General features: G+C 59.9%; 18 protein-coding genes. 15 read left to right on the top strand and 3 right to left on the bottom strand.

The window, feature by feature from the left end:
- Positions 1-37: 37 nt before the first annotated feature.
- The gene (locus TU84_RS14185; RefSeq protein WP_048369944.1) at positions 38-1,321 is read left to right on the top strand and encodes an NAD(P)/FAD-dependent oxidoreductase; all 1,284 of its coding nucleotides are present in this window, start codon (positions 38-40) and stop codon (positions 1,319-1,321) included.
- Between the two features lie 159 nt (positions 1,322-1,480).
- Here TU84_RS14185 and TU84_RS14180 read toward each other — a convergent pair whose 3' ends face one another.
- Both TU84_RS14180 and TU84_RS14175 read right to left on the bottom strand, forming a co-directional pair.
- Positions 1,481-1,705: a hypothetical protein gene (locus TU84_RS14180; RefSeq protein WP_047275647.1), complete on the bottom strand. Its 225-nt coding sequence runs from the start codon at positions 1,703-1,705 to the stop codon at positions 1,481-1,483.
- Positions 1,690-3,054, bottom strand: coding sequence for an aminotransferase-like domain-containing protein (locus tag TU84_RS14175; RefSeq protein ID WP_048369943.1), 1,365 nt, complete (start codon positions 3,052-3,054; stop codon positions 1,690-1,692). The genes TU84_RS14180 and TU84_RS14175 overlap by 16 nt, the downstream gene beginning before the upstream one ends.
- 85 nt (positions 3,055-3,139) lie before the next feature.
- Here TU84_RS14175 and TU84_RS14170 point away from each other — a divergent pair, with 85 nt between their 5' ends.
- From TU84_RS14170 to TU84_RS14135, 8 genes are all read left to right on the top strand, one after another.
- Positions 3,140-4,102 carry a threonine dehydratase gene (locus tag TU84_RS14170; RefSeq protein ID WP_048369942.1) on the top strand — a complete coding sequence of 321 codons (963 nt, stop codon included), beginning with the start codon at positions 3,140-3,142 and terminating at the stop codon, positions 4,100-4,102.
- 252 nt (positions 4,103-4,354) lie between these two features.
- Positions 4,355-6,766 carry a membrane-bound PQQ-dependent dehydrogenase, glucose/quinate/shikimate family gene (locus TU84_RS14165; RefSeq protein ID WP_048369940.1) on the top strand — a complete coding sequence of 804 codons (2,412 nt, stop codon included), beginning with the start codon at positions 4,355-4,357 and terminating at the stop codon, positions 6,764-6,766.
- A 5-nt stretch (positions 6,767-6,771) separates the two neighbouring features.
- Positions 6,772-7,407, top strand: a complete 636-nt coding sequence (locus TU84_RS14160) for a TetR/AcrR family transcriptional regulator (protein ID WP_053225236.1) — start codon at positions 6,772-6,774, stop codon at positions 7,405-7,407.
- A gap of 40 nt (positions 7,408-7,447) precedes the next feature.
- Entirely contained in the window at positions 7,448-7,849 is a 402-nt protein-coding gene (locus TU84_RS14155) for a hypothetical protein (protein ID WP_048370371.1), read from the top strand.
- Positions 7,850-7,973: 124 nt separating this feature from the next.
- Entirely contained in the window at positions 7,974-8,318 is a 345-nt protein-coding gene (locus tag TU84_RS14150) for a hypothetical protein (protein ID WP_048369939.1), read from the top strand.
- A gap of 54 nt (positions 8,319-8,372) precedes the next feature.
- On the top strand, positions 8,373-8,927 hold the full coding sequence (locus TU84_RS14145) for a UPF0149 family protein (RefSeq protein ID WP_048369937.1): 555 nt from the start codon (positions 8,373-8,375) through the stop codon (positions 8,925-8,927).
- A 114-nt stretch (positions 8,928-9,041) separates the two neighbouring features.
- Entirely contained in the window at positions 9,042-9,719 is a 678-nt protein-coding gene (locus TU84_RS14140) for a GNAT family acetyltransferase (protein WP_048369934.1), read from the top strand.
- 35 nt (positions 9,720-9,754) lie between these two features.
- Positions 9,755-10,606: a CAP domain-containing protein gene (locus TU84_RS14135; protein ID WP_048369933.1), complete on the top strand. Its 852-nt coding sequence runs from the start codon at positions 9,755-9,757 to the stop codon at positions 10,604-10,606.
- Positions 10,607-10,691: 85 nt separating this feature from the next.
- On the opposite strand, the gene mqo is transcribed toward TU84_RS14135, so the two are convergent.
- Positions 10,692-12,338 (bottom strand): malate dehydrogenase (quinone), encoded by a 1,647-nt coding sequence (gene mqo / locus TU84_RS14130; protein WP_048369925.1) that lies wholly within the window; start codon positions 12,336-12,338, stop codon positions 10,692-10,694.
- Between the two features lie 497 nt (positions 12,339-12,835).
- On the opposite strand from mqo, the gene TU84_RS14125 reads away from it, so the two are divergent.
- From TU84_RS14125 to TU84_RS14100, 6 genes are all read left to right on the top strand, one after another.
- On the top strand, positions 12,836-13,204 hold the full coding sequence (locus TU84_RS14125) for a hypothetical protein (RefSeq protein ID WP_048369924.1): 369 nt from the start codon (positions 12,836-12,838) through the stop codon (positions 13,202-13,204).
- Between the two features lie 12 nt (positions 13,205-13,216).
- Complete coding sequence (locus tag TU84_RS14120) at positions 13,217-13,687, top strand: hypothetical protein (protein WP_048369922.1); 471 nt, start codon at positions 13,217-13,219, stop codon at positions 13,685-13,687.
- A 260-nt stretch (positions 13,688-13,947) separates the two neighbouring features.
- Positions 13,948-16,968 carry a D-2-hydroxyglutarate dehydrogenase YdiJ gene (gene ydiJ / locus TU84_RS14115; protein ID WP_048369920.1) on the top strand — a complete coding sequence of 1,007 codons (3,021 nt, stop codon included), beginning with the start codon at positions 13,948-13,950 and terminating at the stop codon, positions 16,966-16,968.
- Positions 16,969-17,031: 63 nt separating this feature from the next.
- Positions 17,032-17,931 (top strand): LysR family transcriptional regulator, encoded by a 900-nt coding sequence (locus TU84_RS14110; RefSeq protein WP_048369919.1) that lies wholly within the window; start codon positions 17,032-17,034, stop codon positions 17,929-17,931.
- An 898-nt stretch (positions 17,932-18,829) separates the two neighbouring features.
- Complete coding sequence (locus tag TU84_RS14105; protein WP_048369918.1) at positions 18,830-19,474, top strand: TetR family transcriptional regulator C-terminal domain-containing protein; 645 nt, start codon at positions 18,830-18,832, stop codon at positions 19,472-19,474.
- A gap of 96 nt (positions 19,475-19,570) precedes the next feature.
- Entirely contained in the window at positions 19,571-20,500 is a 930-nt protein-coding gene (locus TU84_RS14100; RefSeq protein WP_048370370.1) for a PDR/VanB family oxidoreductase, read from the top strand.

Genomic DNA, 20,500 nt, shown 5'->3' with positions numbered 1-20,500 from the left:
TCTGCCTCACCCCTATAAGAAAGATAACGGAGCCACCATGTCTGAACGTTGCAACTCTTATTACACCGCTACCCTCACCCATGAAACCGATTACCCGACGCTGCAAGGCCAGCACCGGGTCGATGTGGTGATTATTGGCGGCGGTTTTACCGGCGTGGCGACCGCCGTCGAGCTGGCCGAAAAAGGCCTGAAAGTGGCCATTGTCGAGAGCAACAAAATCGGCTGGGGCGCCAGCGGGCGTAATGGCGGGCAAGTGACCGGCAGCCTCTCGGGCGATGAAGCGATGCGCAAGCAGATGCGCCGTCGCCTCGGCAGCCAGGTCGATGACTTTATCTGGCACCTGCGCTGGCGCGGGCACGAGATCATCCAGCAGCGGGTCGAAAAATACGGCATCCGCTGCGACCTCAAACACGGCCATTTGCATGCCGCTTACAAACCCAGCCATATGGAAGGTTTGCGCAAGGACTACGACGAAGCGGTGCGCCGTGGCATGGGCAGTGAAGTGTCGTTGCTCGACCGCAGCCAGGTGCGCGACATTCTGCAAAGTGACCTGTATGACGGCGCAATCAAGAATATGCGCAACATGCACCTGCACCCGCTCAACCTCTGCATTGGCGAGGCCCGCGCAGCCGAAAGCCTTGGCGCGCTGATGTTCGAAAACAGTGAAGTGCTGGAAATCATCCACGGCGACACCCCCGGCGTGCGCACGGCCCACGGGCGCATCGACGCCAATCAGGTGCTGCTGGCCGGTGACGTGTACCACAAGCTGGAGCCGGGCAAGCTCAAGGGCAAGATCTTCCCGGCCATGGGCGGGATCGTCACCACCGAACCCCTGGGCGACCTGGCCCGCCAGTTGAACCCCCAAGACCTCGCAGTGTATGACTGCCGCTTCGTGCTCGACTACTACCGCATGACCGCCGATGGCCGCTTGCTGTTTGGCGGCGGCGCCAACTACAGCGGTAAAGACTCGCGCGACATCGCGGGGGAATTGCGCCCGTGTATCGAGCAGACCTTCCCGGCGCTCAAAGGGGTGAACATCGAGTACCAGTGGAGCTGCGCGATGGGCATCGTGATCAACCGCATCCCGCAACTGGGCAAACTCTCGGACAACGTCTGGTACTGCCAGGGCTACTCGGGGCACGGCATCGCCACCAGCCACATCATGGGCGAAATCATGGGCCGGGCGATCACCGGCCAACTGGAGCAGTTCGACACCTTTGCCGGCTGCCAGCACATCCGCGTGCCCATGGGCGACCTCCTCGGCAACCCGATGCTCGCGGCGGGCATGTGGTACTACCAGATGCTTGAGCGGTTGCGCTGAATAACCCCACCCAACTGAACATAATCGCAACACGACCCAAGTGGGAGCGGGCTTGCTCGCGATGGCCTTCAGAGCGCCTCATTTGCCAGGCAAATACGCGTCATCGTTAACGACCATCGCGAGCAAGCCCGCTCCCACAAAGAGCAGTGTAAACCGCGGTTACACGGTGTACTGCTTGAATAGTTCTTCCTTAATGATCAGCAACGCGTCTTCGTAGTAGCGCTCGCCCCGCGCTTCACTGAGCAATACCGAACGTACGCTGCCTTCTCCCTCGCTCGGAGTGTGTTCGCAGGTGAGGTAAAACTCGGCCGTTTCGGGCTTGAATTCCAGGTAGTAAAACAGTTCGCGGCCTTCGCGGTGCCAGTAGCCTATTTCTCTGCGCATGGGGTTCCTTGGTCAATAAGCCGAGCAATACGCTCCAGCGCAACTTTCAAGCGTTGCGCACTCGAAGCCGCCGTCAGGCTGATGCGTACCGCGTTCAGGGTGCAGGATTTAACCGCAAACACCTCCGCCGACACCACCTCCACACCGACCTTTTGACAGGCGTGGGCAAAGCTGACTTCAGCGGGGGCCAGGGTCAGCCAGATATGCGGCGATGGCGTGTCTGTCTGGGACATCACCGCGCCCAGCAATTTTTTCGCCAGGCGCCAGCGCCGGGTCACTTCTTCGGTTTGCCAGGCCAAGCGCTGCACTGCCGTGCCGTCGCAGAGCCATTGATTGGCAATCGCCACGCACAGGGGCGAAATGCCCCAGTGCGCCGATTGCGCATGCGGGTCGATGCGCGCCAGCAACGCCGGGCTGGCGGCAATCCAGCCCAGGCGCACACCGGCAGCCACGGTCTTTGACAAGCTGCTGACGAGTATCCCCAAGTCCCCCAGGTAGTTGCACAACGGCGGGCTGTCGGTGAGCGCCCCATACACGTCGTCTTCAATAATCCACACGCCATGGCGTCGGGCGATCCGGGCAATCGCCTGCTTGCGTTCATCGCCCATCACCGCCGATGTCGGGTTGTGCAGGGTCGGGGTCAGTACCGCCATGCGCGCCCCGGTGGCGCGGATGATGCGGTCAAAGTCATCGGGCACGATGCCTTGCCCGTCCATGGCGATGCCATGCATCGGCAAACGCAGTTGCGCGCAGGCGGCTTTGATCCCCGGCGCGGTCAGCGCTTCAACCAGCACTGGCTCACCCGCTTGGCACAACGACAGCAACACGGTGAACAAGCCTTGCTGCGCGCCGGTGCACAGCATGATGTTGTCCAGCGGCACAGGCAGGCCGCGTGCCTTGAGCCAGTTGGCACCCACAACCCGGGCCTGGAGCAGGTCGGCCGCGCTCAGGTAATGCTGCAAACGGATCGACTGATGGGTTTCCAGCAACCATTGCAAGGCCTGCGGATCGCTTTGGCTGGCATGGTCTATCGCCGGGATATTGGTGCGCAGGTCAATCTGCCCGGTGTGCTCATCGACCTGCTGCAAACGGAACAACGTCGCCTCTTGGCTGCCCGAGAGCACGTAGGTGCCGCGCCCGACTTCACCGGACACCAGATGCCGCCGCGCCGCCTCGCGATAGGCCTGCATGGTGGTGCTGGGGTTCCAGCCCAACGCCCAGGCCAGGCGCCGCTGTGGCGGCAAACGCTCACCGGGTTTGAGTTCACCGCAGCTGATCGCGTGGGCAATTGCGTCTACCAGCGCCAGATAACGCGGTTGCGCTGAATCGGTTATGAGGGGAATCCACATTTATTGTCGGCCATGCAATATAAGTCTCGGCCCATACAATGCGACGCCCCTAGAATCGAGTCAAATCCCCTGATGACGGTGTGCCATGTTTGACCTGACAGCCCTTCGACTCGCCGCGACCACTGTGTACCAAAGCATGTCCCCTACCCCGCAACTGGCCTGGCCCCTGCTGGCCGAGCAACTGAACTGCACGGTCTGGGTCAAGCATGAAAACCATACCCCGACCGGCGCCTTTAAAGTGCGCGGCGGCATGTTGTACGTGCAGGGTTTGCTGACCCGAGAACCCGACACCCGCGGCCTGGTCACCGCCACCCGTGGCAATCATGGCCAGAGCCTGGCTTTGGCCGCGCGCGCCCATGGGCTGAAGATTCGCATTGTGGTGCCCGAAGGCAATTCCCGAGAAAAGAACGCCGCCATGCGCGCACTGGGCGCCACAGTGATCGAGCACGGCAAAGACTTTGACGAAGCACGCCGCCATGCCGCCGCCCTGGCCGCCGAGCATCACTTGCACCTGGTACCGGCCTTTCACCCGGACCTGATACGCGGGGTTGCCACCTATGCGCTGGAGTTGCTGGAGGCCGTGCCCGACCTGCACACCGTGTACGTGCCCATCGGCATGGGTTCGGGCATCTGCGGGCTGATCCAGGCCCGTGATCTGCTGGGGCTACAGACCGAGATTATCGGCGTGGTGTCCGAGCATGCCGATGCGTATGCGCAGAGTGTCGAGCAAGGCCAAGTGGTGTGCACTAACACCGCCCACACCTTCGCCGACGGCCTGGCCTGCCGCCAGCCACAACCTGACGCGCTGGCAATCATCGCCAAGGGCGCCGCAAGGGTGATCCGCGTATCAGACCGCGACATCGCCCACGCCATCCGCGTGTACCACGAAACCACCCACAACACCGCTGAAGGCGCGGGTGCCGCCGCATTGGCCGGGCTGATCAAAGAACAGCCGCAACAGCAAGGCCGCCGCGTGGCGGTGATTTTGAGCGGGGCTAATATCGACCGTCAGTTGTACGCCGCACTCCTCGATGAAGACCTCGTGTAGGAGCTGCCGCAGGCTGCGATCTTTTGATCTTGATCTTGATCGCAGCCTTCGTTCCTCGGCAGCGACTACGGTTGCCCTCGCCAGCCCAAGGACGCAACCGCGTCTTTAAATAAAATTTCACCTCTGCGACAAATTGTCTTTATTTGTGACAAAAACAGGCTCAAAATAAAAACTGTACCGTACAGTACTATTCTAAAACCTACGCTCGCAGTGCATGTAAAGGCCTTGGCTGCCGGCTTCAGGGATACCGTAATGAAAAATGCTAAACAAGAGGCACCTGCCTCTAAAGGGAGACACTTGATACTGGGTGTCTTCGGGATTTTGCTTGGGCTAAGCGGCCTGTTTCTGGCAATTATGGGCGCTCAACTGGTCACACTGGGCGGCTCCTGGTACTACCTGCTGGCAGGTTTCGGCCTGCTGATAAGCGGCGTGTTGTATGTACGCACAAAGCCCGCCGCCACGCTGGTGATTGGCGTTGTGTTTGTGGCAACCGTCATGTGGGCACTGTGGGAAGTGGGCTTCACGTTCTGGCCGATGGTGCCGCGTCTGGCCCCGTTCCTGGTCATCGGCCTGCTGGCCGCGTTGCTGCACCCATGGCTCAGCCAAGGCCGTCACCGCGCAGCCAGCTACGGCGGCGCAGCCGTGTTTGCCGGGGTGCTGGCCGTGGGCTTCTACGCCCTGTTCATCCCCCACGGAGTGATTGAAGGCGAGCCGTCTCTGGCCGCCCAGCCGCAAGCAAAAGGCACCGATAAAGCCACCGACTGGAGCCATTACGGCAGCAACCCGGCTGGTACGCGCTTCTCGGCGCAGACGCAAATCAACAAAGACAACGTCGACAAACTGCAAGTGGCCTGGACCTACCGCACCGGCGAAATCGCCGAGGGCGCATCGGAGTACCAGAACACCCCGATCCAGGTCGGTGACACCCTGTACACCTGCACCCCGACCAGCAAAGTGATTGCCCTGGACGCCGACACCGGCGAGCAACGCTGGACCTTCGATCCAAAAGCGCAAAACACCAAAACCTGGAACCGCTGCCGTGGCGTGAGTTACTACGAGCCGGCCAAGGTCGAACACCCACTGGTGTTCGCTGATCTGAAGCCCGCCAAACCGGCACAGGGCAACAGCTGCGCCAAGCGTATCGTGCAAGTGACCATGGATGCGCGCCTGATCTCCATCGACGCAGAAACCGGCAAACCCTGCGAAGATTTCGGCGACCACGGTTCAGTCGACCTGACCACGGGCCTGGGCCGGGTCATGGAAAACGTGCCCTACTACGCCTACACCTCGGCACCGACCATTTCGCGCAACTTGATCATCCTTGGCGGCTGGGTCTTTGATGGCCGCTCGCTGGACGAACCCTCTGGCGTGATCCGTGCGTTCAGCGCCGACACCGGCGAGCTGGTCTGGGCCTGGGACCTGGGCAACCCGGACATCACCAAGTTGCCACCCGAAGGCGAAACCTACACCCGCAGTACGCCGAACATGTGGTCCACACCTGCATTCGACGATGAGTTGGGCCTGGTGTACCTGCCACTGGGCAACCAGCAGCCGGACTTCTGGGGCGGTACCCGCCCGGAGCTGACCGAGAAGTACTCCTCCGCCGTGGTTGCCCTGGACATGGCGACAGGCCGCGAGCGCTGGACCTTCCAGACCGTGCATCACGACCTGTGGGACTACGACATTGCCGCGCAACCGTCGCTGTATGATGTGCCGGACGGCAAAGGCGGGACCATCCCTGCGCTGATCCAGCTGACCAAGCGCGGGCAGATCTTCATGCTCGACCGTCGCACCGGCCAGCCGATTGCCGACGTGATCGAAAAGCCGGTGCCTCAGGACGTCGCTGCCGGTGACTGGGTGGCCAAAACCCAACCGTACTCGGTGGGCATGCCGACGTTCGGTGCCGATCCGCTGACAGAAAAAGACATGTGGGGCGCCACGTTCTTTGATCAGCTGATGTGCCGGATCAACTTCAAAAAACTCAACTACAACGGTGAATTCACCGCCCCAAGCACCCAGGACACCCTGATTTATCCGGGCTACTACGGTGGCTTCAACTGGGGTGGCGGCGCGATCGACGAAAAAACCGGTTACCTGTTCGTCAACGACATCCGCATCCCGCAGGTGGTCAAGCTGGTACCGCGTGAAAACGTCGACCTGTCGCACCTCAAATCCGGCCACGGCGTCGGCAGCACCTACCCGATGGAAGGGACGCCGTTCGTGATTGACCACAAAGGCTTCAACTCGCCGCTGGGCATTCCGTGCCAGAGCCCGCCTTGGGGCGTGTTTGCTGCCGTGGACCTGAACACCCGCAAGAAAGTCTGGGAGCGCCCTGCCGGTACGGTTGAAGACGCCGTGATCAACGGTGTACGTGCCAACCTGCCGATCCCGCTGGGCATGCCGACCCTGGGCGGCGGTGCGACCACTGCTTCCGGCCTGGTGTTCTACGCGGGCACGCAAGACTACTACCTGCGGGCCATGGACATGGCCACCGGCAAAGAAGTCTGGAAAGGCCGCCTGCCGGTCGGCGGGCAAGCCACGCCCATGACCTACCTGTCGCCTAAAACCGGGCGCCAGTATGTGGTCATCGTCGCTGGCGGCGCACGTCAGTCTCCAGATCGCGGGGATTACGTGATAGCGTACGCGCTCCCTGAAAAAGAGTAGTTCCCATGCCACAGTTGCACCGCTCCAGCCCTTCAACCGCAACCCGGAGCGAGGAGAAGCGGCGCAACTTGCTGATCACAGCCAGTGAACTGTTTTTACAGCAGGGCTACGATGGCCTCAGCATGGACGCCATCGTAGCCGCAGCAGGCGGCTCCAAAGCCACGATTTACCGGTACTTCGGCAGCAAGGCCGACTTGCTGGTGGCAGTGGTCGAATACCTCTGCGAAGACTTCATCATCAACCTCAAGCAACTTGATACTTCGGGTGTCGAACTGACCCGCGGCCTTGAGCTGATTCTTGAAGAACTCGTGGCGGTGGTCACCAGCCCGCGCCATGTCGACTTCTACCGGCTGGTGGTCAACGGCTCGGCGCACGTGCCGCAAGTGGGGCAAACCTGGTACGAACGCGGCCCCAAAGTCTGGCACCAACTGATCTTCAACCTGCTCGAAGAACAACGCCATCGCGGCCTCATCGCGGCCAACAGTTCGTTCTCTGAGTTGCCGCCCATACTGTTCGATGCGCTGTTTTCACACCTCACCACGCGCACCGTGATGCTGGGACAAACCTGCACCGCCAAAGCTTTCGCACCGATGATCAATGAACTGATCGCCCTGGTGGTCCGGCGCCTCAAAGCACCCTGACACGCGACAACTGCGGGCCGATATGGCTATGCTCATGCCCATGAGCTCATCCACTGTGGTCCGCCAACCCTGCCCTCCCGGCGCTTGTAATTGCGAGCGCGACCACCTGTTGGCGCAACCAGCCCCCGACCTGCGCATTCTGGGCCTCACCCGCCAGGCCGAAAAAGTCATGCTTGAGCACCTGGAGAACATCCAGAGCCTGGACGATCTGCAGCGCATGCAACGACGCATGTATGAACAATTAGGCATAAGGGTGCAGGTTGAACCCGGCTTCAATGAGGTACGGACCATGCGCGGGATCGAAATCCGTGTCGCCGACCAGCCAGGTTTGTGTCGCAAAACGCGCCAGTCGATCCCGGCGGCCATTCGTCGAGCGTTGGAAAAACGCCCGGAGATTGCCTACAAGCTGCTCGACAGTCACGACTTGCTGCGCGACACCTGAACCTCCTGGTAAAAGTAAACTTTGCGACATATCCGGCAATTATCAAGCCAAGGCGCTGGTTTTCCTTGCTTATGCCTACTCAATCACTTATAAGCGCGTTTTTGAATAACGATAGAGCCACACCATGAGCACCGGATTCACCGAGGACGAAATGCGTATAGCGCTCGGCCTTGATCTGCCCGTAGCGACAAAGCCAGTTACGCCACCCGCGCCACCTGCAACTCCCGCCACACCCAAACCCGCTGCAACCCTCACCCCCAAGCCCGCACCGCGTGCACCGGTCAAGCGTCGAGGGCCGATGTTGCGGGTTACCCTGCACGTCAGCAAAGTCTATGACGGCGAAGAAACCGTGTTCATTCACGACTCCAAACTGCTGAGCCAGTTTGACGCCGAACAAGAAGCTAAAAAAGCCCTGGCCAAAGCCGGCTTTAAATACTTTGTGGTTGATTCGATTGTTCGGGTTGACTGACGCTGACACGCCTGACGTAACGTTGACCCAGGACTACATGCCAAGGAACCTGCCATGCACAGCCAGCCTCTGAATGCCGCCGACTTCGACGTACTCGAAGACACCCTGCTCAAATACGGCGACGATCACTCCGTCCTCAACACCAGCGAGCTGGATGGCTTCTTTACAGCACTGGTTTCAAGCCCCACGCAGGTAGACATCGCCGACTGGTTCCCCGCAATCTGGGGCGGCCAAAACCCGGCTTGGGAAGACCCCGAAGAAGCCAAACACTTCATCGAGCTGAGCGTACGCCACTTCAACACCCTGGCCCGCCAACTGGCAGAAGACAGCAAAGCCTTTGCGCCGCGCTTTGAAGAATCCGAACACCAGGGCCAAACCGTGACCCTGGCTGAAGAATGGTGCTTCGGCTACAGCCGCGGCGTGGCCCTGGCGCAATGGCCCGACATGCCCCAGATCCAGGCCGGCCTGTTGGAAACGATTTTTGAACTGGCTGAGCAAGAAACCTTTGAACTGCCAGAAGACTTCGACGTACCCGCCTACCAGCAAAAAGTGGCCCTCGTAGCCCCGGCCGCCCGCGCCTTGCATGACTACTGGCTAAGCCAGCGCTAAACCAATTCCCCCCTGTAGGAGCGAGCTTGCCTCGCGATCTTTTTAAACAATCAAAAGATCGCGAGACAAGCTCGCTCCTGCAACAGCAGTTTACTCGCCTCACAGGCCACGCTTATGACGACCCTCACCCACTTCGACACACCGATCAGCGAGCCGATCAACGCGCAGATCATGCAACTGGTCGTTGACCATCTCAGCGACATCAGCGCCATGGAAATCGCGCCGAGCAACCTGCTCTACAGCATCTATCAGTACGCCATCGGCTTTGAAGTGCACCTGTACCTGCAAGCCCTCGACGGTTCAAAAGGCATTGCGGTAGAACTGATTGTCGCCACCGATGAGCAAGACCCGGAGAAGGTCACCGGTTTCGTCCTGTACTTGCCGTACAAAGACGACCCGCAGGCCTGCGGTGTGGCCTATATGGCCGAACTGGCCAGCCATCGCCACCTGGGCGTGATGCAGGCCATGCTGGAGGAAGTCACCCGCCGCTACCCGCACACCGAACTGAGTTGCAGCGTGAGCAAAGTCGCCGCCCTGCAAGGCATGGGTTTCAAGGTCATCGGCACCCGCGGCCCGCAAGTACTGATGAACACCCGCGATTACAGCTCGGACGGGCTCATGGGCGTGCTGGACGTGGCAGCGGTGTATCAGTCTACCGAGGTGCGGCAGATCCACACCTACCTGCTCAATCGCAACGGCAAAAAAGCCATGATGGACGCCGAAAAAAAACGCGACCGCCAGATCGACCAGCTCACCGCCAAAGCCAAGGCTTTCGTGGCCAGCCTGAAATAACGCATGATGGGCGCATTCCGATCCGAGGCAACGTTATGCGCCGTCACTTCACCCTCACCCGCCTTGCCGGGTTCAGCCTGGGCCTGATCTTCAGCGCCAGCGCATTGGCCAGCGAAGAATCGCAACTGGTTGACTCCATCAACCTGTATCGCAGCCAGGCGCAACCGTGCGGCGCCCAAGCGTCGCAAGAACTGCCCCCGCTGACCTCTGATATTCGTCTGGTACTGCCCGCCAACGGTTTTGGCGATTTGCAGGAATCGCTCGCGCAAGCCGCCTACCCGATGGTCAACGTGCAAGCCATCAACCTCTCGGGCCCGCGTAACTCCGAAGCGGCGATGAAAGCCGTGCGCGAAAGTTTCTGCAAAGTGGTGCTCGACCCGCAGTTTGTCGACATCGGCGTCAGCCACACCGGGCAGGATTGGCGCATCGTGCTGGCGCGCCCCCTGTTGACTGCACGCCTGGGCGATGCTCAGGCAGAGGGCCAAAAGGTCCTTGAGCTGATCAACAGCGCCCGCACCCAACCGCGCCAATGCGGCACCCAGGCTTTCGCGCCCACCGGCCCTTTGGCCTGGAACGCCACCCTGGAAACCGCCGCCCAGACGCACACCCGCGATATGGCCAACAACAATTACTTTGACCACAAAGACCGCACCGGCGGCACGCCGGGTGATCGCGCAGAACTGGCAGGCTACATTGCCCAGCAAATCGGCGAGAACATCGCTGCCGGTCTGGACACGCCACGTAAAGTCGTCGATGGCTGGCTGGCAAGCCCGGGGCACTGCGCCAATATCATGAACCCGCAATTTCGCGAGTTGGGCGCCGCCTATGCGACCGATCCTAAAAGTGATGCAGGCATCTACTGGACCGCGTTGTTCGGCACGCAGTAACGCTTAGGCAGGAAGGAGTGTTGCGGGGAAGGTTGCGAAGCTAAAAAAGAGCCCCGCCTAACTGTCGTTGGGCGGGGCTGCTTTTTTACAGCGCCATGTCGGCCGCTGGGTTACTTGGAGCAGGCTTGGCCGGCTCAGCAGGTGCTGCTGGTGTACCGTTGGCTGCCGGGATGGCCGGCGGCGGAGTCAGTTGCAGCACATCGGCGGTGTACGCCCATTCCTGTGCAACGCGCTCTGGCGAACCGTTCAGCTTGGTGCCGTAGCTAGGCACGATCTGGTGCAGCTTGGCTTGCCACTCAGGGGTTGCAACCTTGTCCTTGAACACAGTTTCAAGCACGTTGAGCATGATCGGCGCAGCGGTCGAAGCACCTGGCGAAGCGCCCAGCAGACCGGCAATGCTGCCGTCTTTGGCAGCAACGATCTCGGTGCCCAGTTTCAGCACGCCGCCCTTCTCTTCGTCACGCTTGATGATCTGCACACGCTGACCGGCTTGCCACAGACGCCAGTCTTCTTGCTTGGCGTTCGGGTAGTACTCTTTCAGCGCGTTGAAACGGTCTTCGTCCGACAGCATCAGCTGACCGGCCAGGTACTCAACCAGCGGGTATTGTTCGATACCGACTTTGGTCATTGGCCAGATGTTGTGCGCCGTGGTGCTGGTCAGCAGGTCGAAGTACGAGCCTTCTTTCAGGAACTTGGTCGAGAAGGTCGCGAACGGGCCAAACAGGATCACGCGCTTGCCATCCAGCACGCGGGTGTCCAGGTGCGGAACCGACATCGGCGGAGCGCCAACCGAAGCCTTACCGTAAGCCTTGGCCAGGTGCTGCTCGGCAACCGTCGGGTTATCGGTTACCAGGAACGAACCGCCTACCGGGAAGCCAGCGTATTCCTTGGCTTCAGGGATACCGGACTTCTGCAGCAGGTGCAGGGCACCGCCGCCCGCGCCGATGAAGACAAACTTGGCGTCAGTTTCGCTGGTAGTACCGTCCTTGAGGTTTTTGTACACCACACGCCACGAACCATCTTCGTTGCGCTTGATGTCTTTAACTTCGCTGGACAGGTTCAGCGTGAAACCAGGCTTGGTTTGCAGGTAAGACACGAACTGGCGCGTGATTTCGCCGAAGTTCACGTCAGTACCGATTGGCGTCCAGGTGGCCGCGACTTTCTGGTTCGGGTCACGCCCTTCCATCATCAGCGGTACCCACTTCTTGATCTGGTCCGCGTCTTCGGAGTACTGCATACCCGCGAACAGAGGGCTGGCCTGCAGCGCCTCGTAGCGTTTTTTCAAGAACTTGATGTTGTCATCGCCCCACACAAAGCTCATGTGCGGAGTGGAGTTGATGAACGAACGAGGGTTTTTCAGAACACCGTTCTTGACCTGCCAGGCCCAGAACTGACGCGAGATCTGGAAGGCTTCATTGATTTCAATGGCCTTTGGGATCTCAACGTTGCCGTTCTTGTCTTCAGGGGTGTAGTTCAGTTCAGCCAAAGCCGAGTGACCGGTACCCGCGTTATTCCAGCCGTTGGAGCTTTCTTGAGCGACGCCATCGAGACGTTCAATCATCTCCATGGACAGGCCGGGTTCCAGCTCGTTGAGCCAGACACCCAAGGTAGCGCTCATGATGCCGCCGCCAATCAGCAGGACATCAACGTGCTTTGGCTCGGCAGCGTGCACGGACGTGATGCCCATGGTCAGCGCCAGGCCCAAAAGCCCTTTGTTCATCTTCTTTAACATGTTGTCGTACCTAAGATAAAACGCCATCTACCCGGCACGGCGCGCTGAACAGAACTGGACAGGGTTACAGGACAGGCTTGCCTGCAACCGAGCCCCTCATCAGGCCTTGGACCGGGTAGATATATAAGGCCTATGCACACTATAGACCTCACTTTTATGTACCTTGGGCGCTGATCTTTTATTGCTTTTGGCTTCAGCTACTTGGGTGACATTTCGGGTAAGTGCCGGGCGCGGCCGATAACAGGTCTGACCTGTCCAGCTCCTTCACTCCCGACACCTTCTTGCGACTCCATTGGTACTGACACCTCTTGCAACTCTTTCCAGAGAGCCTGCCCGGCTGCGAAAACCGGCGGTGTCAGCCTTCAAACCGCGACATTCTACCTCAGGTGGCACTTTTGACGTAAACGCATCTTTTTAGCGATGTGAAGTAGATCAATGGCTAAGGGACAGTTCACGTACAATTGCGCTTTTGCCACCGCTGCCCACAGGATTCACCCATGTCTTTGAACAAACGTAACCAGGCACAGATCGAACGTCGCCTGGTTAAACACCTGACCGATGCCTGTGAAACCGCCAAAGGGCAGATTCCGGGCTTTGTCTGGCTCACCCACTCAGTCGACTTCGAAGCGTTCCCGGCCAGCCTGAAGGTGGTCTGGGTGTTCGACAACCAGGTCAACAAAGACTTCGCCCTGGCCGATGGCGAGGCGCGGTTTATGGTTGAACTCACCACCCGCGCCCTGGCCGACGCCAATATCAACGTGCGTCAGGTGGCCAACCACGTGTTTTATGACTCCGAAGACGAATGCCAGCGCGCCTGTGGCGGCGACTGGGTCAAACGTCTAGCCCAGAAAACCACCCGAAAATAGAGAGACTACACAGTGAGAATTGCACTTTTACTGCTGTTAAGCGCCCTGTCGATGCAAAGCTTCGCCGCCACGGTGGGTGAGCACCTTACCCCCTGGACGCTGCAAGACCAGCACGACCAGCCTTACACCCTGGACGCCAACACCCACGTGCTGTTGGTGGCCCGCAACATGGACGGTTCCAAGCTGGTAAAAGCAGCCCTGGAAAACCAGCCAAAAGGCTACCTTGAGGCTCGCCATGTCGCCTTTTTGGCTGACGTGCATGCCATGCCGTCATTGATCGGCAAGTTTATTGCCATCCCGAAAATGCGTGACTACAGCTACCGCGTCGTGCTGGATCGCGACGGCAACATTGCCGCCCAATACCCCGGCGCAGACGACCAGGTACTGTGGTTGCAACTGGACAACGGTACGCTGGTGTCGCAGCAAACCTTCGCCAACGCAGACGCCCTGCGCGCCGCCCTGGAAAAACTCCCCACCGAGTAATCCCACAGCACTTGTGTAGGAGCGAGCTTGCCTCGCGATCTTTTAAACGATCAAAAGATCGCGAGGCAAGCTCGCTCCTACAATGGGATTGCGCCCCCATTCATGCATAAACCTCATGCAAAGGCTGCACGTTATACGTTTGCCTTGTGGCGCCAAGACCCTGAAAATCCTGCCAAATCAATTTCACCGCGCGAGCGCGTTAGCCAGCTCCATGCGCCGAGTGAATGTAGAACTGAATTTGCCTGCAGGAAAAACCACCGATGATCGCCCGCCTCGCCCCCCTCCACCGTCTTGATGACGCTTACCAACGTTTTCTAAGCGCACTGACAACGGAAGGCTTCAAGGGTGAAATCGCCAGTGATTTCGGCCTCAGAACCGTGCTGGCCACCGACAACTCCATTTATCAACGCTTGCCGCAGGCTGCGGTGTTCCCCAAAGATTACGCCGATGTCGAATGCCTGAGCACACTCGCTGCGCGGCCGGAGTACCGCTCTGTCGTGCTGACCGCGCGTGGCGGCGGCACGGGCACCAACGGCCAGTCGCTGACCGACGGGCTGGTGGTCGATCTGTCCCGCCACCTCAATAACATCCTCGAAATCAACGTCGAAGAGCGCTGGGTGCGCGTACAAAGCGGTGTGGTCAAAGACCAGCTCAACGCAGCACTGAAAGCCCACGGCCTGTTTTTTGCCCCCGAGCTGTCCACCTCGAACCGGGCCACCATCGGCGGCATGATCAACACCGACGCCAGCGGCCAGGGCAGTTGCACCTACGGCAAAACCCGCGACCACGTGCTCGAACTGTCGACCGTGCTGCTGGGCGGCAAACGCCTCGACAGCCAGGCGCTGGCAAACGAACTGGCGCACCGCCAGGCCGAGCGCAACGACGTGATCGGCGAGGTGTATCGCTGCGCCCAAGACATTGCCGATAACCAGCAGCAACTGATCAAAGAAATCTTCCCGCCGCTCAATCGCTGCCTCACCGGCTATGACCTCGCCCACCTGCGCGAAGCCGATGGGCGCTTCAACCTCAATAGCCTGCTGTGCGGCTCTGAGGGCTCGCTGGGTTTTATCATCGAGGCCAAGCTCAACGTGCTGCCCATCCCGCAGCATTCGATTCTGGTCAACGTGCGCTACGCCAGCTTCATGGACGCGCTGCGCGATGCCAAGGCGCTGATGGCCCTCAAGCCGCTGTCGATCGAAACGGTGGACTCAAAAGTCCTGATGCTGGCGATGAAAGACATCGTCTGGCATGGCGTCGCCGAATACTTCCCCCAGGACCCGGCCACACCTACCCTGGGCATCAACCTGATCGAGTTCAGCGACGACGACAACGAGCGCCTGGAGCAGCGCGTTCATGACTTTATCGAACACTTGAACACCGACAACGGCGTACGCCGCCTGGGCCATACATTGGCAGTGGGCAGTGAAGCGGTGAAGCGCGTCTACACCATGCGCAAACGTTCTGTGGGCTTGCTCGGCAACGTGCAGGGCGAGGCCCGGCCGCAACCGTTTGTAGAAGACACCGCCGTGCCGCCGGAAAACCTCGCGGACTACATCGCTGAGTTCCGCGCCCTGCTGGACAGTTACGCACTGGAGTACGGCATGTTCGGCCACGTCGATGCCGGGGTGTTGCACGTGCGCCCGATCCTCGACATGAAAGACCCGCGCCAGGCGGCGCTTATCCGCCCGATTTCCGATGGCGTGGCGGCCTTGACGCACAAATACGGCGGCTTGCTGTGGGGCGAGCACGGCAAAGGCCTGCGCTCTGAGTACGGGCCTAAATACTTTGGCGCGCTGTACCCGGCGTTGCAGGCGATCAAAGCCGCGTTCGACCCGTTCAACCAGCTCAACCCCGGCAAAATCGCTACCCCGGCGCAGGTCAGCACGGCCCGCCTGACTCGCGTCGACGAAGTGCCGCTGCGCGGTGATCTGGACCGGCAAATCGACGAGCGCGTGTGGCAAAGCTACCAAAGCGCCGTGCACTGCAACGGCAACGGCGCCTGCTACAACTTCGACCCGGATGACGCGATGTGCCCGTCCTGGAAAGCCACCCGTGATCGCATCCATTCGCCTAAAGGCCGCGCTTCGCTGATGCGTGAATGGCTGCGCCAGCAAGGGGCGCAAGGCGTGGACCTGCTGGGCAATTACTCCACCGGCGTGCTGCGCAGAACCCGCAACTCACTGGCCAGGTTGCTGGGCGAGAAAGACTTCTCGCACGAAGTGTATGACGCCATGGCCGGCTGTCTGGCGTGCAAATCCTGCGCAGGGCAATGCCCGGTCAAGGTCAACGTGCCGGATTTTCGCGCGCGTTTTCTGGAGCTCTACCACAGCCGTTACCTGCGCCCGCTCAAAGACTACGCCGTGGGCTCGCTTGAATTCAGCATCCCGCACATTGCGCGCTTCCCGAGGCTGTACAACGCCTTGATGAGCGCTGCGCCGGTTAAATACCTGCTGGAACGCGTGGTCGGCATGGTCGACAGCCCGCTGCTGAGCCTGATGGATTTCCATGCCGTGTGCGCGCAATGGAACGTGCAAATCGCCACGCCGAAAACCCTTTCACGGTTGAGTGACGAGCAGCGCAAACGCAGCGTGATCCTGGTGCAGGACGCCTTCACCCGCTATTTCGAGACGCCATTGGCGGCGCAATGGATCGAGTTGATTGCCCGGCTGGGCTATCAGGTTTACCTCGCGCCCTTCTCGCCCAACGGCAAACCGTTGCAAGTGCAGGGCTTTCTCGGGGCCTTTAAAAAGACCGCGGCCAACACCGCCAAAGGCTTGCTGGCACTGGAGCAAAGCGGCATACCGCTGGTGGGCCTCGACCCGGCCATGACCCTGGTGTACCGCCAGGAATACGCCAAAACCCTCGAACAAGGCCGCGCGCCGCAAGTGGCCTTGCCGCAAGAGTGGCTGGTGACGGCATTGCCCGATACGCTCAAGCACGGCACCCCACAGGTGTACCAGTTCCTGCCGCACTGCACCGAGCGCACCAACGAGCCGGGCAGCGTTGATCTGTGGAAGAAGGTTTTCGAAGGCTTTGGCCTCACGCTGCAGGTGCTGCCCAGCGGCTGCTGCGGCATGTCCGGGACTTACGGCCATGAAGCCCGCAACGCCAAGACCTCGGCGGTTATTTATTCGCAGTCCTGGCAGCCGTTGGTCGAACGGCACATGCCGAGCGGCAACCTGATTGCCGATGGCTATTCCTGCCGCAGCCAGGTCAAGCGCCATGAAGGCAAAGCGTTGCAGCATCCATTGCAGGCACTGCTGAGCCACCTTCGCCAGTGAGGCGAGTTGTTTGGGTGGATGATTGATGGCAGGCTGCTCGCATTCGTTGCGATGAGAATAAAAATGGATAATTTTTCCCAGATGCAAGCCTTCCTGTGGGCGCACGAACACGGCAATTTCTCGGTGGCCGCCAGGGCGAACGGAATCACCCCGTCCACCGTCAGCAAGCTGATCAGCCGCCTCGAAAACCGCCTGCAAGTGCGCCTGTTCCAGCGCGGCAACCGCAGCCTCACGCTCACCGAAGAAGGCTCGGCCTACCTGGTCAGCGCACGTAAAGTCATGAACGCCATGGCCGAAGCCGACTCTTTGGCCGAGGCCTTCCCGACCCAGGTCAGCGGCGCGCTACGCATCCACACCATGACCACCTTCGCCAAACACCAGATCATGCCCTGGCTGCCGGAGTTTATGGCGACCTACCCAGGCCTCACGGTTGATTTGCAGGTCGGCCCACAATATGTCGACCACTTTGACCAGGGCCTGGACATCGCCATTCACAGCGGCGTGTTGCCGGACTCATCCCGTGTGGCGCGCAAAATCGGTGAAAGCGCGTGGATCATCTGCGCCTCCCCGGAGTACCTCGCCCGTAAAGGCACGCCCAATCACCCGGAAGACCTGCTCAACCACGACTGCTTTAACTTTGCCTTTAACAGTGCCTGGAACAACTGGCAGTTCAGGGTCGACGGCGAGACGGTCACGGTAGCCATCAAGCCCAAGGCGGTCTTTGCCCAAGGGGATTTACAGCGTGACATCGCCTTGAACGGCGGCGGGATCGTCAAGCTTGCGCAGTTCCATATAGGCGCAGACCTCAAGGCAGGCAGGCTGCTGCCCTTGCTGCAGGCCTACGACATCCCGTCCAAAGAGCCCATTTACCTGATCTACACCCACCGCAAAAACCTGAGCCCGCGCATACGCGTGTTCAGGGATTTTCTGGAACAGAAACTTAAGGCATCGCCTTGGGACTAAACCACTCACCGTCCCTGTAGGAGTGGCCGCCCCGTCTTCGACGCCGCGCTGTCGCGCAGCAAACAGGACAGCGAATTCTTCAGCATCCCCCAATCGGTTCCCTCTCCTTCGGGAGAGGCGTGGTGAGGGGGGCTCTTAGATAAAGATGAAAAGATCGCGAGCAAGCTCGCTCCTACAGAGCCCTTAGAATCAATCACTTATTTTGTGTTTGATAGGAGTTGCTGCCCCGTCTTCGACGCCGCGCTGTCGCGCAGCAAACAGACACCGAATATCTTCAGCATCCCCCAATCGGTTCCCTCTCCTTCGGGAGAGGGCTAGGGTGAGGGTTGCTCTTGACTTGAGTACATATCCGTTGCTGCGGCAACGGCCACTTAGGGTTCCGGCCTTACGCCGCGTCACTTTGCAAAAAGCGGCAAAGTAACCAAAACGCTTTTGCCCCTACCCCTCGGTGCCTCGCTTTGGCTCGGCATGCCCTCACCACAGGCCTTGCTCCGTAGGCCCGCCGCGATCGGCCATCCATGGCCGTGTCGCGGCTAACCCGGCGTCCTGCCGGGTTACCCACTGCGCAAAACCTGCGTTCGGCCAGCGTGGTTTAATGGGGCCTTTTAGATCAAGATCAAAAGCAAGATCTAGATCAAAAGATCGCGAGCAAGCTCGACCCTAAAAGTCTTTTAAAATCAATCACTTATTTTATGTTTGATAAGAGTGAGCTTGCCTCGCGATCTTTTGTTCCTGGCGTGTATGCACAGCACCGTGGTTACAGGGTTGGCGTGCACCGACCTCGCCCCGGCCCCGTTTAATGGGTACGCTTAGGCCAGATTCCGGGCAATACGCGGCAACGCGCCGAGCTGCTCTGGAATGGTTCAAAAAATCATCAAATTTGCCACGGGTGCACTAAATGAATGCAATCGAGAAGCCTAAGAAGCGGTCCGCAACCGCCAAATTGAGTCGTCAGGAAGTTCTTCACAATATCCGCGCGGCCGCTATCAGTGAATTCAGCCTGCACGGTTTCAACGGCGCCTCGACGCAGTCCATTGCCAAACGCGCCGGGATGACCAAATCTCAGTTGCACTACTACATCGAAGACAAAGAACAGCTCTACACCGCGATTCTCGAACAGATCTACATCAAGTGGGCCGCGCTGTTCTCCCTGGACAAAGACAGCCAGACGCCCGCGCAAGTGATCGCCGACTACGTACGCAAAAAGCTCGATCTGGCGTTGCAAGAACCGGAATTGTCCCGCGTCTTCACCCACGAGCTGATCAGCGGCGGGCATCGCCTGCAGCCCTTCTGGGAGAACGCGACGCCCTGGACCGAGAAGAGCATCGAGCGCATCCAGAGCTGGTTGGATGCCGGCGAAATACGCGCCCTCAACCCCCGCTTGTTCCTCATGCACATCTGGGCGATGACCCAGTACTACGCCGATTACGCCCTGCAAGCGGAGCGCGTGCTGGGGCAATCCCTGCAAGTGCCGGAGCTGCGCGCAGAAATCCTCGATGAACTGGTCAATTTTGTGCTCATTGGTGCCGGTCTAAACCGCTAAACCCTCCCCCCTTCACACCTCAAAAAACGTCACGCAGCGGCGCTGGCATAGACATTGCTTTTTACAAACCATTCGATCAAACCGATTGGTCAAAAAATGTCAAAAGCCGCTGATGTCCAAGTTTTCGTTCAACACCGTTACGCACTGACGCCAACTATTGACTGCTGGCGTCTGGCCCGTCGCGACGGTGCCCCGCTACCGCCTTTCAGTGCTGGCGCGCATGTCGAGGTGCAGATCGCGCCGGGTGTGCGGCGAGCCTATTCACTGTGCAGCGACCCCGCGCACACCGGGTTTTATGAGATTGCGGTCAAGCACGAAGTCGATGGCCGTGGCGGTTCACGAGCGCTGCATCAGTTGGCGCACATCAACAGCGATCTGAGCATCGGTGCACCGCGCAATCTGTTTGCACTGACCCACGAGCCGGGCCTGCATGTGCTGGTAGGTGCCGGGGTCGGCCTGACCCCCCTGATCGCCATGGCGCACAGCTTGCATCACTCGGGTGCAGCGTTTCAGTTGATCGCCAGGGTGCGTCAGCGTGAAGACCTGCTCTTTGCCCCGTTGCTGGAGCAAGGGCCGTGGCGCGACTGCGTGACCGTGAGCTACAGCAGCCAAGGTGCGCTTGAGCTGCCGGACAACGCCGCCCATGTGTACTGCTGCGGCCCGGACGGTTTCATGCAGGCGGTCCAGGCGCATTACTCGGCGCTGCCAGACGCCCACTGGCATCAAGAGCACTTCAGCGCCAGCGCCGTGAGCACCGGTGGCGAACACGGCTACCGACTGTTGTTGTCGGCCAGCGGCCGGGAGATTGAAGTCGCCGCCGGACAGCGCCTGATCGATGCCCTGCGCGTCAACGGCGTGGCCTGCGAAACCGTGTGCGAACAAGGGGTGTGTGGCAGTTGTGTGGTGGGTTGGCAGGACGGTCGCCCGCGTCATCAAGATGAATGCCTGACCGACGAGGATCGCCAGTCATACGTTGCCCTGTGCTGTGCCGGCTGTGATTCCGACAGCCTGACACTGGAGCTCTAG

It is taken from the genome of Pseudomonas helleri, assembly GCF_001043025.1.
Classification (GTDB): Bacteria; Pseudomonadota; Gammaproteobacteria; order Pseudomonadales; family Pseudomonadaceae; genus Aquipseudomonas; species Aquipseudomonas helleri.
The sequence above is the reverse complement of the archived record's forward strand: the minus strand, read 5'-3'. Positions and strand labels throughout refer to the sequence as shown.

What these genes read in the sequence shown, in the direction of transcription:
- mqo (WP_048369925.1), bottom strand. Translation starts at nt 12,338, where the DNA reads ATGTTAAAGAAGATGAACAAAGGGCTTTTGGGCCTGGCGCTGACCATG.
- TU84_RS14175 (WP_048369943.1), bottom strand. Translation starts at nt 3,054, where the DNA reads ATGTGGATTCCCCTCATAACCGATTCAGCGCAACCGCGTTATCTGGCG.
- TU84_RS14100 (WP_048370370.1), top strand. Translation starts at nt 19,571, where the DNA reads ATGTCAAAAGCCGCTGATGTCCAAGTTTTCGTTCAACACCGTTACGCA.
- TU84_RS14140 (WP_048369934.1), top strand. Translation starts at nt 9,042, where the DNA reads ATGACGACCCTCACCCACTTCGACACACCGATCAGCGAGCCGATCAAC.
- TU84_RS14145 (WP_048369937.1), top strand. Translation starts at nt 8,373, where the DNA reads ATGCACAGCCAGCCTCTGAATGCCGCCGACTTCGACGTACTCGAAGAC.
- TU84_RS14105 (WP_048369918.1), top strand. Translation starts at nt 18,830, where the DNA reads ATGAATGCAATCGAGAAGCCTAAGAAGCGGTCCGCAACCGCCAAATTG.
- TU84_RS14135 (WP_048369933.1), top strand. Translation starts at nt 9,755, where the DNA reads ATGCGCCGTCACTTCACCCTCACCCGCCTTGCCGGGTTCAGCCTGGGC.
- TU84_RS14150 (WP_048369939.1), top strand. Translation starts at nt 7,974, where the DNA reads ATGAGCACCGGATTCACCGAGGACGAAATGCGTATAGCGCTCGGCCTT.
- TU84_RS14170 (WP_048369942.1), top strand. Translation starts at nt 3,140, where the DNA reads ATGTTTGACCTGACAGCCCTTCGACTCGCCGCGACCACTGTGTACCAA.
- TU84_RS14155 (WP_048370371.1), top strand. Translation starts at nt 7,448, where the DNA reads ATGAGCTCATCCACTGTGGTCCGCCAACCCTGCCCTCCCGGCGCTTGT.
- TU84_RS14165 (WP_048369940.1), top strand. Translation starts at nt 4,355, where the DNA reads ATGAAAAATGCTAAACAAGAGGCACCTGCCTCTAAAGGGAGACACTTG.
- TU84_RS14185 (WP_048369944.1), top strand. Translation starts at nt 38, where the DNA reads ATGTCTGAACGTTGCAACTCTTATTACACCGCTACCCTCACCCATGAA.
- TU84_RS14125 (WP_048369924.1), top strand. Translation starts at nt 12,836, where the DNA reads ATGTCTTTGAACAAACGTAACCAGGCACAGATCGAACGTCGCCTGGTT.
- TU84_RS14160 (WP_053225236.1), top strand. Translation starts at nt 6,772, where the DNA reads ATGCCACAGTTGCACCGCTCCAGCCCTTCAACCGCAACCCGGAGCGAG.
- ydiJ (WP_048369920.1), top strand. Translation starts at nt 13,948, where the DNA reads ATGATCGCCCGCCTCGCCCCCCTCCACCGTCTTGATGACGCTTACCAA.
- TU84_RS14180 (WP_047275647.1), bottom strand. Translation starts at nt 1,705, where the DNA reads ATGCGCAGAGAAATAGGCTACTGGCACCGCGAAGGCCGCGAACTGTTT.
- TU84_RS14110 (WP_048369919.1), top strand. Translation starts at nt 17,032, where the DNA reads ATGGATAATTTTTCCCAGATGCAAGCCTTCCTGTGGGCGCACGAACAC.